The organism is Arthrobacter sp. 05T47, from assembly GCF_056395825.1.
The window spans coordinates 1-14,319 of record NZ_JBFTKG010000021.1 but is presented as its reverse complement, the minus strand read 5'-3'; the positions used below and the strand labels follow the sequence as shown (position 1 = coordinate 14,319).

Genomic DNA, 14,319 nt, shown 5'->3' with positions numbered 1-14,319 from the left:
ATATGGCAAAAGTACTCGTTTTCATCGACAACCCCGGCCAGGCGCTGAAGAAGTCCAGCCTGGAACTGCTCACGATCGCCCGCTCCCTGGGTGAGAGTGTTGCCGCCGTCAACGGCGAACTGCACGACGACGCCGCCTCGGCCTTGGCGGCCTACGGCGTAGGGGCGCTGTACGTCCCGTCCGCGGCTGACCTCGATGACTACCTCGTGGGCCCCAAGGCATCCTTCCTGGCTGCCGCCGTGGGCGCTGCCGGGGCAGACGTGGTCCTGGCCGAGAACTCGGCCGAGGGCAAGGAGATCGCCGCCCGGCTCAGCATCAAGCTCGGCGCGGGTGTGATCACCGACGTCGTGGCCGTGGACCCGGACGGAACAGCACATAAATCGGTGCTTGCCGGCTCCTACACCACCACGGCGAAGGCCACGACGCCCGTTTCGGTGCTGACCGTGAAGCCCAACAGCGTCGCGCCCGAGCCCGCGGTCACCGCCACGGCGCCGGAAAGCATCACCGTGCAGGTTCCTGCAGATGCCACCGCGGCCGCCGCCCGGGTCACGGCACGCAGCGAAAAGCCCGCCAGCGGACGCCCCGACCTGACCGAGGCCCGGATCGTCGTGGCCGGCGGCCGAGGCGTGGACGGCGACTTCGGTCCGGTGGAGGAGCTTGCCGACGCCCTGGGCGCGGCCATCGGCGCCTCGCGGGCCGCCACGGACGCCGGCTGGATCGGCCACGACGCGCAAATCGGCCAGACCGGCAAGACGGTCTCGCCGCAGCTCTACATCTCCGCGGGAATTTCCGGCGCCATCCAGCAGAAAGCCGGCATGCAGACCGCGAAGGTGATTGTCGCCGTGAACAAGGACGCCGAATCGCCGGTTTTCGAGATCGCGGACTTCGGCGTTGTGGGCGACCTCTTCCAGGTCCTGCCGCAGGCTACCGCGGAAATCAATAAGCGCAAAGGCTGACCGCATGAACACCAACGCCGTTCCGGCGCAAAGCCCGTTCGACCCGGAAACCTCCCGGATCGAGCGGGTGCTTTGTTTCACGGCCCACCCTGACGACATCGACTTCGGCGCCGCCGGCACCGTGGCGGCCTGGACCGCCGCCGGAGTCCAGGTCAGCTACTGCATCATGACCGACGGCGACGCCGGGGGCTTTGATCCCGGGCAGCGCGAGGAAATCGTGCGGCTGCGCATTGCGGAGCAGGAGCGCGCCGCTGCGCTGGTCGGCGTCACTGACATCCATTACCTGCATCAGCGGGACGGCTACCTCGAACCCTCGCATGAGGTGATGCGCGAGGTGGTGCGCCTGATCCGTCAGCTGAAGCCCGACGTCGTGGTGTCCATGCATCCGGAACGGAACTGGAACCGGATCCAGAAGAGCCATCCGGATCACCTGGCCGTGGGGGAGGCTGTGACCCGGGCCGTGTACCCCGCGCTGGAAAACCCCTTCGCGTACCCGGAGCTGGCCGAAGCCGGGCTGGAGGCCTACAAGCTGCCCTGGCTGTGGCTCTTCGCCGGGCCGCAGGAGCGCGAAAACCACTTCGTGGACGTCTCGGAGCACGTGGACAGCAAGCTTGCCGCCATCCATATCCACGTCAGCCAACACCCCGACGTTGACGCCATGGAGCGCACGGTCCGCGGCCTGATGCTCGGCACCGGGGCCCGCGCCGGACTTCCCGCCGGACGCAGCGCCGAGGCGTTCCACGTCGTAACAGTCAACGGCCAGGGGACCATCGCCGGGTTCTAGTGTTGCCGCAGCGCAACCTCTGCCATAAGCTGGCCTCTGTTTAAATCATATTTATTTGATGGAAGGCAGACTTTGATGGCGAAGACTGCGCAACACCCCGTTCTTGTGATCATGGGCGTCTCCGGATCCGGCAAATCAACTGTCGCCGGACTGCTGGCCGGCCGGCTGGGCTGGGACCTTGCCGAGGGCGACGACCTCCACCCCGAATCAAACGTGGCGAAGATGCACGCAGGCCAGCCGCTGACCGACGAGGACCGGTGGCCCTGGCTGGAAAGTATTGCCGACTGGATCCGTGCCCATACAGAGGCCGGGACTCCCGGCGTCGTGACCTGCTCGGCGCTTAAGAAGCGGTACCGGGACATCCTGCGCGGCGAAGGGGTGGTCTTCGTGTTCCTCGAGGGGTCGCGGGACAAAATCTCGGACCGGCTGGCCTCCCGTCACGGGCACTTCATGCCCCCGGCCCTGCTGGAGTCCCAGTTCGACGCGCTCGAAGCGCCCACGCCGGACGAAAACTCCATTTCCCTGTCCGTCTCCGCAACGCCTGCGGAAGAAGCCCAGGAAATCATCACCCGACTTAATCTCGACGCTGCCGACGCCAGGCCCTGAGCCTTCCCGCGTTCTGCCGCGACCAAGGAATTTTTGTGAAATCTCTGATAGCAATGCAGCTTCCGGCTGCCGTTGAAGCCGGGTCCGGCGTCAACACCCAACTACTGATCATCGCGGGCCTGGGCATCGCCCTGCTCGTTGTGCTGATCGCCAAGTTCAAGTTCCACCCCTTTCTGGCCCTGATTCTGGGGTCCGGTTTCGTCGGCCTCGCCGCCGGCGTGGAACCTGCGAAGGTGATCGTCAACTTCGAAGACGGTGTGGGCGGCGTCCTGAAGGAAGTTGGCCTGCTGGTCGCGCTCGGCGCGATGCTGGGCAAGCTGCTCGCTGACTCCGGCGGCGCCAACCGGGTGGTCGACACCCTCCTGGCCAAGGCCACCGGAAACAAGCTGGTCTGGTCCATCACCCTCGTCGCAGTCATCATCGGCCTGCCGATGTTCTTCGAGATCGGGCTCGTCCTGCTCCTGCCGGTGATCGTCCTGGTCACGCAGCGTTCGAAGATGCCGCTCATGCGCATCGCCATCCCGGCGCTGGCTGGCCTGTCCGTGCTGCACGGCCTGGTGCCCCCGCACCCGGGACCGCTGATCGCGATCAGCGCCGTCAAGGCCGAACTCGGCACCACGCTGGCCCTCGGCATCCTGGTTGCCATCCCCACGGTGATCATTTGTGGTCCGCTGTTTTCGCGCCTCGCGGCCAGGTGGGTGCCGGTTGGCGCCCCCGCCGTCGCCGGCGGCGTCGACACCGTGCACGGCGCGGACATGGAGGGCGTCAAGCGCCCGCCGAGCTTCCTCGTCACGCTGCTGACCATTCTCTTCCCGGTGGTGCTCATGCTCCTCAGGGCGGTCGTGGACATCATCTGGCCGGACCCCAAGACGGCCCCCGCCATCCGGATGTTCTTCGACTTCGTCGGCCAGCCGCTCGTGGCCATGACGCTGGCCGTCCTGCTGGCCATGGTGACCTTTGGCTACGCCGTGGGACTCAATGGTGCCTTGATCACGAAAAAGATCAGCGCCAGCCTCGGCCCGATCGCGGGAATCCTGCTGATCGTCGGCGCGGGCGGCGGCTTCAAGCAGACGCTGATCGGCGCCGGCGTCGGGGACTCCGTGAAGGCCTGGGCGGAGGGGACCAACATGTCCGTCCTTGTGCTGGGCTTCATCGTGGCCGTTGCCCTGCGCCTGGCGACCGGTTCGGCCACCGTCGCGACCGTGACCGCCGCCGGTATCGTGGCACCGCTGGCGAGTTCACTGACGCCGACCCACGCCGCTTTGCTGGCCCTCGCGATCGGCGCCGGCTCGCTCTTTTTCTCGCACGTGAATGACGCCGGGTTCTGGCTCGTCAAGGAGCTGTTCGGACTCAGCGTGGGCCAGACGTTCAAGACCTGGTCGGTCATGGAGACGCTGATCTCCGTGATCAGCTTCGGCCTGGTCATGCTGCTCTCGACGGTCTTATAGCTGTAGGGGCGGGGCAGCGACGCCGTCGTTTGATGCCTTAAAGACGACAAAGCCGCCCGGCCTTGGCACCCTTCTACGGAAGGAGCCAAGGCCGGGCGGCATTGTCGTCTCAGGGATACCTGGAGCCGTGCGGCTCCGGGTATCCCGCCGGACTGCTAGGCGTTCAGCGGCGCTGCTGCCACGGTCGGCAGCGTTGGCGACGCGGATCCGCCCTCGGGTTCCACGGTAATGCCCAGGGCTGCGGCGGAACCGATGCCCTTGACCACGGCGGGCTTGGCCAGGGCTTTGGCGTCCATGAGGCCCTGCGATATCGGTGCCGAGCCGTCCTTGGGGATCAGCCACATCTGGTAGACCTTGCCCGCGGGCGGAGCCGGGACGCCGTTCATTTTGACGACGGCGGCGTCCCTGGACGCGGAAATCGTGACCGTCGCGGTACCGCCTCCGTTGACCTCAACGGTGGCCTGGCGGACATCGCTGGCCTGCATCACCTGGTTCAGCGGATCGTTCTGGTTGGCCACATACGCGCTCACTCCCACCCCGCCGAGTGCGATCACGCCGGCAGCGGCGACGCCGACAAGCCAGTTCCGCATGCCCTGCGGCCGGCGGCGTTCTTCCCTGCGCTTGCGGGCAGCACCGAGCTCGTCAGTGGCGGGCACTCCGGAGCTCTCGCCAGCCGGATTCGGCATCACTGGCGCGGTCCCCGGTCCCGTGCCGGGCAAAGATACCACCAGGGGGGACTGCACCGATGTCTGCGCCGGCAAGGTGGACATGATCCGGTCCAAGAGGCCCGGCGGGGGCTCTTCCTCGGCGGTGAAGCTGGCGGCCAGGGTCTCCCGGGCCTGCCGGACACGCTCGTTGAAGGCATTCTTCTCTGCTGCCGGTGCGGAGGCGAGGAAGTGCTCGATCGCGGCGCGTTCGGCGTCGTCCACGGCGTTGAGGGCGTATACCTCGGCAAGGTCCACGAGGCGGCCGGAAGCCAGATCAGCGGAGATCTCTGCGGTGAAGCCGCCGGGGAGGCGGCTGTTGTCATTCGGATTCATGTCGGTCAATTCAGCTCACCCCCAAGCAGGTCTTCAATCGGATTAGTCCATCGCGGATGCGGGACTTGATGGTAGGAACCGCGGCGTTCAGGCGCTCGGCCACTTCGCGGTAGGTGAGGCCGCCGTAGTATGCCAGGCGCACGGACTCCTGTTGCGTCTCGGTGAGCGTCTCCAGGCACCGGACCACGGCCTCGGCCTCGAGCCGGCTGCCGACCTCGTCAGAGACGGAATCGTGGTCGATTTCCTGGCTGCTGGCGCCGTACTTGGCTTCGCGGTCGGTGGCGGACTGCGATGAGCGGACCTTGTCAACGGCCCTGCGGTGGGAGATGGTCATCAGCCAGGCGAGCGGGCTGCCGGCCGCGGGATTGAACTTGGAAGCGTTCTGCCAGACCTGCAGGAAGACTTCCTGCGTGGTGTCCTCGCTGAGTTCGGTGTCGATCAGGACCCGGCGGGCCATGCCGAATACGCGCCTCGAGGTGAGGCTGTAGAATTCCGCGAACGCTGCCTGGTCGCCCTGCGCAATCAGTTCGAGCAGGCTGCCGAGCCGGCCGTTGATGTCGGCTGAGGTACCCGCAGGTGCTGCGGCCTCGGGGTTCGGGGCATTCGGAGTATCCATCACCCCCAAGCATAAGGCGCCAATGGGCGCCCGCGGGCCAACCCGCGGGCCAAGAGGTGCTGCATGCGGCGAGGGGCCGGGCCCTGCCTCCCGCTCAGGGTGTCTATCCACCGGGGCTCGTTCCAGATGTACTGTTCTCACCCGCCTCTCCTCGCTTCCTTCCGTTTTGTCCCCAAAAAACGTGCTGAGTTGACGGTCTTGTGTCCGCCTTCAGAAGTGATTCGGTGCGACCCTGAACCCGGATGGGCGGTGCCTGCAGGATTCTTTGCCGCGGGTTCCTCACCCGGGGGGCCAACGGTCCTGCCGGCTCCCCGCGGTGGACCCGTTACAGCTTGGCGCCCGCGAACCCGTTCTGCCGCCACGCCTCATAGACAGCGATGGACGCCGCGTTGGCCAGGTTCAGCGAGCGGAGAGCCGGCAGCATCGGCAGGCGGACGCGGGACGTCACCCGCGGACTGTATTTGATCTCCTCGGGCAAGCCCACGGATTCAGGACCAAACAGAAGAACATCGCCCGCGCGGTATTGGATGTCGGTGTACGTCGTTTCGCCGTCGGAGGTGAAGGCAAAGACCCGCTCCGGCTGCAGCGCCGCCCAGGCCGCGTCTATGTCCGGGTGGACGGTTACGACGGCGAGGTCGTGGTAATCCAGGCCGGCCCGGCGCAGCTTGGCATCGGAAAAATCAAAGCCCAGTGGCTCCACCAGATGCAGTTCGGCGCCCGTGATGGCTGCCAGCCTGATGGCGTTTCCGGTATTGCCGGGGATTTCGGGGGTGTGGAAGAGGATGCGGAACACCTGTCCATCCTAGCGAGCCGCCGGCTAGTGCATTCCACCCAGCAGGCGCGCCAGCACGGGAACGTTGACCGTGTTGGGTGCCGGTCCCGAGCTGAGGAACTGCTTGAGGCCGCGGGCCAGTCCCGCGGCGTTGACCACCTCGACAAGCCCCGAACCCTCTGCGTACCCGCCGCCCTGGCCCCCGGCTGTACGCCGGTGCCGGTCGATCACCGGCTGGTGGAGATTGCCGTCCGTGCTGTGGACAACAATCCAGCCCGTGACATTGAGCTCGGGAAATATGTCCTGCATCCGGCGCACCACGTGGGCCAGCTGGGGCGGGGCGACGGATCGTCCGCCGTGCGTCAGCGTGCTGCCGTTCCAGGCGTACGCGCCCGGCGGCAGCAGCATGGACCCGATGATCGCGAGCCGGTACCCCGCCAGGACGGCGTGGTCGATGTGGCTGTTGTCCGCCGGGGACTGCAGCCCGTTGATCAGGCGCGCCGCCGGAATGGTGGCCAGTATCTGCCTGCTGATCAGCTGCACGGTGCGCATCTCGCGCTGGATCCGGGCCTCGGCCCCGAAGATCCCGCGCTTTCGGGGCATTCCGTGGACCTGCTGCCGGGCCACGCCGGCGGGAATCAGGGGTACCGCGGCCGACGCGTCGAACTGCTCGAACGGGGGAACATAGACGGGCGGGTCCGCCGCCGTATTCCGCGGCGTGTTGGGGCGGCGCACGTTGGCCGAGGCGCGGCTGCCTGCGGCCGGCGCGTCGAAGTGGGCGCCCTCGTCACCGGCCGGAGCCGAATATGCGCTGCCATAGGAACGGTCGTAGTCCGCACGGCGCTTGGAATCGATAAGCGTCTCGTAGGCCAGGGTGACGCGCCGGAACGCTGCGGGATCGCCGCCGTGGTCCGGGTGGGCGAGCCGGGCGGCCTTGCGGTACGCCACTTTGATGTCCTTCTCCGTCGCCGTCACGGGGATCCCTAGGACCTGGTAATGCGAGCTGCTGCCCTGCGTCAAACAGAGATCCTTTTCATCGTTGGTGCCGGCGCTGAGGATGCCGGACCGTTCGCGGGCGCCCGGCGTGCCCAGTTTAACCGGCTGGAGGAATAACGAGCGCGCGCACCGGGATGGTTCCCGGCGGCTGGCATAATTGCGCGCATGATAATCGCGGTCGCCGTCAACCCGCGCGCATCCTTTGGCCGGGGGCGGCATGCCGGGAAGGAAGCGGCGGCGCATTTCCGGACCGCCGGAGCGGATGTCCTGCTGCTGTGCGAGGAGAGTTATTCAGAGCTGGCGCAGGCGGTCGAGGGAGCGCTGGCATCGGGAGCGGATGCCCTGGTGGTGGTGGGCGGCGACGGCATGGTCCACCTCGGGCTCAACGCGCTCGCCGGTGCGGGGGACGGCGGCCGGGTTCCGCTGGGCATCATTCCCACCGGGACCGGCAACGATATGGCACGGGCGCTGGGACTACCGCTGCGCAACCTCCAGGCGGCCTGCGAACGGGTGCTGCAATCCCTGGCCGACGGCGGCCGGATGATCGACGCCGGGAGGATCACCGCCGGAGGAACTTCCTGCTGGTTCGCGGGCGCCGTCTCGGCGGGGTTCGATGCCGCCGTCAACGAACGGGCCAATGACTGGCGCTGGCCGCGCGGCAAGATCCGCTACCAGCTCGCCATGCTTCGCGAGCTGGCCTCGTTCCGGGCCATCGAGTACACGGTGACTGCCGACGGCGAGCGGTGGCGGCAGCGGGCCATGCTGATTTCCGTGGCCAACGGCCAGTCGATCGGCGGCGGGATGAAGATCGTTCCGGAGGCGGTGCTCGATGACGGCCACCTGGACCTGTTTGTTGTCAGCCGGTTGTCCCGGGCCGGCCTGCTAGCCGTGTTCCCCAAGGTCTTTTCCGGCAGGCACGTGGGCCACCCCGCCGTGCACATTCGCCGGGTCCGAACGGTGGAACTCGCGGCCAGCAATATTGTGGCCTACGCCGACGGCGAGCGGATCGGGGCGCTCCCGATGACCATCGAGGTCGTTCCACGCGCCGTCTGTATCCTGGCGTAGCAGCAGGGCAAACCTGCCCTACTCAGCCGCCTGCGCGGACCTGCGCGGGGACAGCCTGTTCAGGGCCAGGGCGCCCACGAGCAGCCCGAAGTCACGCAGCGCGACGTCATAGAAGCTGCCGAGGACAATCAGGTTGATGATGATGCCCAGCAGCCAGGCGGCCACGAGCGCCGACCCGAAGCGCGGGCGCAGCGCCACCATCACCCCGGCGAGGATTTCGACCACGCCAACGATGTACATGATGGTCTGGGCCGGAAGCGGGACTACCGACGTCGCCACCGGAGCCAGATACATGGTCCAGTCGGTCAGCAGGTTCGTGAACTTGTCCAGGCCGAACAGGATCGGCGCCACCGTGAAGACGGTCCGCAGCAGCAGGAAGGCCTGGCGGTGCGGGTCCGCCTTGAGCTGCTGGGCCGACGTGGCGAGGACTGGGGAAGCTTTCATGGCACGCTCCTTCTAAAAGTTGATATCTAGATTTTAGAACCCTGCCTGATGATTAAGCAATGATTCTTGTTTTTAGAGATATTCTTGGTTCATGACCAAACTTCCGTGGAATATCCGGCTCGCGGCGGTCGCGTCCCTGGGCGACGAGACCCGCAGGAGGCTGTTCGACTTCGTCACCTCGGCGGCAGGAGCCGTCGGCCGGGACGACGCCGCCAAGGCCGTAGGCCTGGCCCGGAGCACAGCGTCGTTCCACCTGGACCGGCTGGTGAAGGACGGGCTGCTGGCCGTGGAGTTCCGCAAGCTCGGGGGCCGGGAGGGCCCCGGCTCGGGCCGGCCCGCCAAGCTGTACCGGGCCGCCGTGGACGAGGTGGCGGCCTCCGTCCCGGACCGCCACTATGACCTCGCCGCAGAATTGCTGGTTTCGGCGATCGAGGCTGCGGGCAGCGACGGCGGATCTGCCCGGGATGCCCTGCTGCGGGCGGCCCGCGCCAAGGGGGAGTCGGCGGGTGAAGAGGCAGCCCGCGCAACCGGAGACGGGGCGGCGCCGGAAGCCGCCGGCCCGCAGGGCGGTGCCACCCCGTTCGCGGACTTCCTGGCGGGGCAGGGCTACTGCCCGGCGGACGACGGCGCCGGGGGACTGGTGTTGTTGAACTGCCCGTTCCACCGCCTCGCCGCCGGCCACGCGGACGTGGTCTGCGCGATGAACGGGGCCTTCCTCGGTGGGGCCACTGCGGCCCTGGGAATCGACCCGGGCCGGGTGGAGGCGCTGGCCATCGAAGATCTCAGGAAGCAGGGGGGCGCGCAGCCCGGGCAGTGCTGTGCCCGGATTCTTCCAGCGTGACCGATGGCGTGCCCTTGGTTCCGGTCAGCAGGACGCCGGCGACCACCATGAGGCCGCCGGCGATCTGCGCCAGGCTGAGCGGTGTCCCCAGCATCACGGTAATGATGGCTGTGAAGACAACCATCAGGTTCAGGTAGTTTCCCGCGGTTCCCGGCGGCGTGGTCTTCAGCGCCAGGTTCCAGAAAAGGTAGGAACCCAGGGACGGGAACAGTGCGATATACGCCAGTGACCAGCCTTCGGCCGAGGTATCGGGGAACCGCACGTTCAGGGCGAGGGCGAAGGGCGCCAGCGTCACGGCCGCAATCACCACCTGCACGGCGGTGGCCGAGATGGCCGGCACATCCAGCCGGCGGGCAATGATTGTGTAAAAGCTCCAGACGAGGATCGCGCCGGTCATCATGAGTTCGCCGGTGTTGATGGAGAGGCTGAACACCCGTGCCAGGTCACCCCGGGTCAGTACGGTCAGCACACCCAGCAGGCCAAGGCAGATGCCGAGCCAGCCCAGTCGGGTGGTCCGCTCCCGCAGCAGGAGAAACGCCATCACCACGATCAGGGCCGGGTTCGCGGCCGTAATGAGGGCAGCGTTCATAGCGGACGTGTACCCGAGCGCGCCGTAAAGGAGAAGTGTGTAGCCGATCATGCCCAGGACGCTCAGCACCAGGAGCGCGGGCCAGCGGCGCAGCACCGCGCGCCAGTCCGGCTTCTCGACACAGTGGGCCAGGAGCAGCAGCGGCGCAGCGGCCAGGGTCCAGCGCCAGAAGGTTAGTTCCAGGGGCGTCATCGAGGCGGCCGCAGCGTGTCCGACCACGAAATTGCCGGACCAGAACAAGGTGGCCAACACCAGGTAGAGGGACGCTTTCACCGCACGAATCTACACCCCCAGGCGCCCCCTCCAGGTGCCCTGCCGGCCAGGCTTCCGGGTGCCCGTCCCGGCGCCTCCGCCCCGTGCGGCCGCGACGGCCACGCAACGCCGCGTGCAGGACCCGCGGGTAGAATTGGGCTGTGCCTGTATACCTCGACCATGCCGCCACCACCACGCTCGCCCCGGAGGCGCTGGCTGCCCTGACGCGCGAGCTGGCCCGGACCGGCAACCCTTCCTCGCTGCATGGATCGGGCCGCCGTGCCCGGCGCTCTGTGGAGGACGCCAGGGAGGTGCTGGCGGCCGCCGCTGGGGCACATCCCTCGGAAGTCATCTTCACCTCGGGCGGGACCGAGGCGGACAACCTGGCGGTCAAGGGCCTGTACTGGGCCCGCCGGGCCGGGGACCGGACGCGCACGCGAATCCTGTGTTCTGCCGTCGAGCACCATGCGGTGCAGGACACCGTCGAATGGCTCGAACGCCACGAGGGCGCCGAGGTCTGCTGGCTCCCGGTGGACGCCGCGGGCGTCGTCGACCTCGCCGTGCTTGAGGCCGAGCTGTCCCGGGACCCCGCGACGATCGCGCTGGTGACCGTCATGTGGGCCAACAATGAGGTCGGAACCATCCAGCCGGTCGCCCGGATCGTGGAGCTGGCACACGCCGCCGGCGTGCCCGTCCACTCCGACGCCGTCCAGGCGTTCGGGTCCGTGCCCGTGGACTTCCGCGCGATTGGCCTCGATGCCATGTCTGTCTCCGGGCACAAGATCGGAGGCCCGGTCGGCGTCGGCGCGCTCATCCTGGGCCGAGCGGTGAAGCTGACCCCGGTCCAGCACGGCGGCGGGCAGGAACGCGACGTGCGCTCCGGGACCCTGGACACTGCGTCGATCGCCGCTTTTGCCGCGGCCGCCGAGGCCGTCGCCGCGAAACTCCCCGACGAGGCCGCCAGGATCGGGGCCCTTCGGGACCGTCTGATCCAGGGCGTCCTGCAGGCCGTGCCCGAGGCCGTGCTGCGGGGCGCCCCGGGCGCAGGGCGGTTGCCTGGCAACGCGCACTTCACATTCCCCGGCTGCGAGGGAGACTCGCTGCTGTTCCTGCTGGATCTTGCCGGCGTCGAGTCCTCCACCGGCTCCGCCTGCACCGCAGGTGTTCCAAGGCCCTCCCACGTGCTGCTCGCCATGGGCCTGGATGAGGACACGGCGAGGGGTGCCCAGCGATTCACCCTCGGGCATTCCTCGACCGACGCCGACGTCGATGCCCTGCTTGCCGCGCTGCCGGGCGCCTATGCCCGGGCCCGCCAGGCCGGCATGGCCGGACACGAATCCAGCATCCAGACCGCGGGAACGGTTGCCCGTGAATCCGCGCGGCAGGCCTCCACCGGCAGCTAAGCCAATAGCTGGTCCAGCGGGGTAGAGGCGTCCGCGAGTAGCTCCGGGCTGACGGCAGCGCGTGCGCCGATGAGCGCCTTGATTGCCTTTTGCGGCTTGGCGGCGCGGGGCCAGTTCACGTTCATCCCGGCCACCACCTGGCCCTCGCGCTGCCAGAAGGCCAGGAACTCCCTGTCCGCCAGCGAGCCACGGATCACCGGCGCCCCGGCAACGAGCGTCGGGAAACCCGAGTACTCCATGCTGACCTCGAACTGGTCCGTATAGAAATACGGGATCGTATCCAGGGCGGCATCCAAGCCAAGCATGGCCCGGGCGGCGACTTTGCCGCCGTTGAGGGCGTTGGACCAGTGCTCGCTGCGGTGGTGCTCGCCGGTGAACGGGTGCAGGGCATTGGCGGCGTCACCTGCGGCGAAGATCCCGGGCGCCGAGGTCCGCAGGGACGCGTCCGTGAGGATACCGTTGCGAACTTCGATCCCGGCCGCCTCGGCCAGCCCCACCTCGGGCACCACGCCAACGGCAATGACCACAAGGTCCGCCGGGAGGAGCTCGCCGGTGTTGGTGCGGACACCGGTCACCCGTCCGGACGTCCCCGTGATTTCCGCGGCCGAGGCCGGCAGCCGGAACCGCACTCCGTGGGCCTCGTGCAGCCCGCGGAAGAAGCCACCCAGGTCCGGGCCGATCGCCGCCTCCAGCGGCACCTCTTCGAGTCCCATCAATGTGACGGTGTTGCCGTAGCTGCTGGCGGCGGCGGCCAGTTCCATCCCGATCCAGCCGGACCCGACCATGACCACATTCAGGCCGCCCTCGGCCAGACGGGCACGCAGGCGGCGGCTGTCCTCCACCGTGCGGAACGTGCTGACGCCGTCGAGCCCGCTGCCAGGCAGCGGGATGCTGCGCGGCCGCGCTCCCGTGGCGAGCAGCAGGGAAGCGTACTCCAGCCGCCCGCCGTCGCCCAGGACCACGGCCCGGCCGCCCGGGTCTACCTCCGTGACGTGGGCACCGAGCCGGAGCTCGACGTCGTTCTCCGCGTACCAGTCCGCGGGCACCACCGGGAGGGCATCCTCGCCCGCCTTGCCGAGCAGGTACTCCTTGGACAGCGGCGGCCGCAGGTACGGCGCGTGGGACTCGGAAGCGAGCACCGCAACCCGGCCGGAGAAGCCCTCGGCGCGCAGCGTCTTGGCCGCCGTGGCGCCCGCGAGGCCGCCGCCCACGATCACGATGTCGTCATTGGCCATGGTCTGCTCGATTCCGCGTCTGTGCGCATCAGGTTCTAAACCGGCTTCTGTTTCTAAAACTGCTTGCTCTGACGCTAGAAGCGCGAAGCTGCGCCGTCAAGGCTTTTGGGCGAGGATTCGGCGTGGCGATAGAATGGCGTGGCAGGCATTGTGCTATCTCCGCGGACCCAGCGTCAGTGACAGTGGGTGCCTGCGACCCCCTGAACCCTAAAGAAAGACATGATGCGAGTTCTTGCAGCCATGAGCGGCGGCGTCGATTCCGCCGTTGCCGCCGCCCGCGCCGTCGAGGCGGGGCACGACGTCGTCGGCGTCCACCTCGCGCTGTCCCGGATGCCGGGCACCCTGCGGACCGGCAGCCGCGGCTGCTGCACAATCGAGGACTCCCGTGACGCCTGGCGCGCCTGCGACATCCTCGGGATCCCGTACTACGTATGGGATTTTTCCGAGCGCTTCAAGGAAGATGTGGTCCAGGACTTCATCGATGAATACGCCGCCGGGCGCACCCCCAACCCGTGCATGCGCTGCAACGAGCGGATCAAGTTCGCGGCTCTGCTGGAGAAGGCGATCGCGCTGGGCTTCGACGCCGTGTGTACCGGCCACTACGCCAAGGTCATCACCGACGCCGACGGCAATCCCGAGCTGCACCGCGCCGCCGACTGGGCCAAGGACCAGAGCTATGTGCTCGGCGTGCTCACCCACGAACAGCTCAAGCATTCCATGTTCCCGCTCGCGGAGACGCCGTCCAAGGCCGAGGTCCGCGCGGAAGCGGAGCGCCGAGGACTCTCTGTGGCCAACAAGCCCGACAGCCACGACATCTGCTTTATCCCCGACGGCGACACCGCCGGCTGGCTCGCCGAGAAGATCGACATGACCACCGGTGACATCGTGGATGAGTCCGGCGCGAAGGTCGGCGAGCACCCGGGCGCCAACGCATTCACCGTGGGCCAGCGCCGGGGGCTCAAGCTCGGCACGCCGGCCGCGGATGGCAAGCCGCGGTTCGTGCTGGAGATCCGGCCCAAGGAAAACAAGGTAGTGGTGGGCCCGGAGGCGCTGCTCGCCATCGATGAGATCCGCGGCATCAAGGTTTCCTGGGCGGGGCTGCCCATCGCAGAAGTGGCCACGTGCGAGGAATTCGACTGCTACGCCCAGGTCCGGGCCCATGGCGACCCGGTCCCCGCCCGCGCTCACATGGCCGGTGACGAGCTCGTGGTCACCCTCGCCGAGCCGTTGCGCGGCGTGGCCCCCGGCCAGACTGTGGTGCTCTACCAGGGC

The 14,319-nt window shown here is 68.0% G+C and carries 15 protein-coding genes; 8 read left to right on the top strand and 7 right to left on the bottom strand.

What is annotated here, in order from left to right:
• The first annotated feature begins 2 nt into the window (after nt 1–2).
• The 4 genes from AC1DEY_RS14815 (at nt 3) to AC1DEY_RS14800 (ending at nt 3,794) form a co-directional block, all read left to right on the top strand.
• A complete protein-coding gene (locus tag AC1DEY_RS14815; protein ID WP_476868599.1) occupies nt 3–956 on the top strand; it encodes an electron transfer flavoprotein subunit alpha/FixB family protein in 954 nt (317 codons plus the stop codon).
• A gap of 4 nt (nt 957–960) precedes the next feature.
• A complete protein-coding gene (locus tag AC1DEY_RS14810) occupies nt 961–1,740 on the top strand; it encodes a PIG-L deacetylase family protein (RefSeq protein ID WP_476868598.1) in 780 nt (259 codons plus the stop codon).
• 75 nt (nt 1,741–1,815) lie between these two features.
• Entirely contained in the window at nt 1,816–2,346 is a 531-nt protein-coding gene (locus AC1DEY_RS14805; RefSeq protein ID WP_441407399.1) for a gluconokinase, read from the top strand.
• 53 nt (nt 2,347–2,399) lie between these two features.
• On the top strand, nt 2,400–3,794 hold the full coding sequence (locus AC1DEY_RS14800) for a GntT/GntP/DsdX family permease (RefSeq protein ID WP_476868641.1): 1,395 nt from the start codon (nt 2,400–2,402) through the stop codon (nt 3,792–3,794).
• A 155-nt stretch (nt 3,795–3,949) separates the two neighbouring features.
• On the opposite strand, the gene AC1DEY_RS14795 is transcribed toward AC1DEY_RS14800, so the two are convergent.
• From AC1DEY_RS14795 to AC1DEY_RS14780, 4 genes are all read right to left on the bottom strand, one after another.
• The gene (locus tag AC1DEY_RS14795) at nt 3,950–4,834 is read right to left on the bottom strand and encodes an anti-sigma factor (RefSeq protein WP_476868597.1); all 885 of its coding nucleotides are present in this window, start codon (nt 4,832–4,834) and stop codon (nt 3,950–3,952) included.
• A 10-nt stretch (nt 4,835–4,844) separates the two neighbouring features.
• A complete protein-coding gene (gene sigK / locus AC1DEY_RS14790; RefSeq protein ID WP_441407401.1) occupies nt 4,845–5,450 on the bottom strand; it encodes an ECF RNA polymerase sigma factor SigK in 606 nt (201 codons plus the stop codon).
• A gap of 325 nt (nt 5,451–5,775) precedes the next feature.
• Nucleotides 5,776–6,243: a tRNA (cytidine(34)-2'-O)-methyltransferase gene (locus AC1DEY_RS14785; protein WP_441407402.1), complete on the bottom strand. Its 468-nt coding sequence runs from the start codon at nt 6,241–6,243 to the stop codon at nt 5,776–5,778.
• Nucleotides 6,244–6,267: 24 nt separating this feature from the next.
• The gene (locus AC1DEY_RS14780) at nt 6,268–7,242 is read right to left on the bottom strand and encodes a J domain-containing protein (RefSeq protein WP_476868596.1); all 975 of its coding nucleotides are present in this window, start codon (nt 7,240–7,242) and stop codon (nt 6,268–6,270) included.
• 141 nt (nt 7,243–7,383) lie between these two features.
• Here AC1DEY_RS14780 and AC1DEY_RS14775 point away from each other — a divergent pair, with 141 nt between their 5' ends.
• Nucleotides 7,384–8,283: a diacylglycerol/lipid kinase family protein gene (locus AC1DEY_RS14775; protein WP_476868595.1), complete on the top strand. Its 900-nt coding sequence runs from the start codon at nt 7,384–7,386 to the stop codon at nt 8,281–8,283.
• Nucleotides 8,284–8,301: 18 nt separating this feature from the next.
• On the opposite strand, the gene AC1DEY_RS14770 is transcribed toward AC1DEY_RS14775, so the two are convergent.
• Nucleotides 8,302–8,727, bottom strand: coding sequence for a hypothetical protein (locus AC1DEY_RS14770; protein WP_476868594.1), 426 nt, complete (start codon nt 8,725–8,727; stop codon nt 8,302–8,304).
• 91 nt (nt 8,728–8,818) lie between these two features.
• Between AC1DEY_RS14770 and AC1DEY_RS14765 the strand changes: the two genes are divergently transcribed.
• Nucleotides 8,819–9,568, top strand: coding sequence for a helix-turn-helix transcriptional regulator (locus AC1DEY_RS14765; RefSeq protein ID WP_476868593.1), 750 nt, complete (start codon nt 8,819–8,821; stop codon nt 9,566–9,568).
• Here AC1DEY_RS14765 and AC1DEY_RS14760 read toward each other — a convergent pair.
• Complete coding sequence (locus AC1DEY_RS14760) at nt 9,510–10,430, bottom strand: DMT family transporter (protein ID WP_476868592.1); 921 nt, start codon at nt 10,428–10,430, stop codon at nt 9,510–9,512. The genes AC1DEY_RS14765 and AC1DEY_RS14760 overlap by 59 nt on opposite strands.
• Nucleotides 10,431–10,570: 140 nt before the next feature.
• On the opposite strand from AC1DEY_RS14760, the gene AC1DEY_RS14755 reads away from it, so the two are divergent.
• Nucleotides 10,571–11,812, top strand: coding sequence for a cysteine desulfurase family protein (locus AC1DEY_RS14755; RefSeq protein ID WP_476868591.1), 1,242 nt, complete (start codon nt 10,571–10,573; stop codon nt 11,810–11,812).
• Here the strand turns inward: AC1DEY_RS14755 and AC1DEY_RS14750 are convergent.
• On the bottom strand, nt 11,809–13,047 hold the full coding sequence (locus AC1DEY_RS14750) for an NAD(P)/FAD-dependent oxidoreductase (protein ID WP_476868590.1): 1,239 nt from the start codon (nt 13,045–13,047) through the stop codon (nt 11,809–11,811). The genes AC1DEY_RS14755 and AC1DEY_RS14750 overlap by 4 nt on opposite strands.
• 222 nt (nt 13,048–13,269) lie before the next feature.
• Here AC1DEY_RS14750 and mnmA point away from each other — a divergent pair.
• On the top strand, nt 13,270–14,319 hold a 1,050-nt coding region (mnmA, locus tag AC1DEY_RS14745; protein WP_476868589.1), incomplete at its 3' end, for a tRNA 2-thiouridine(34) synthase MnmA.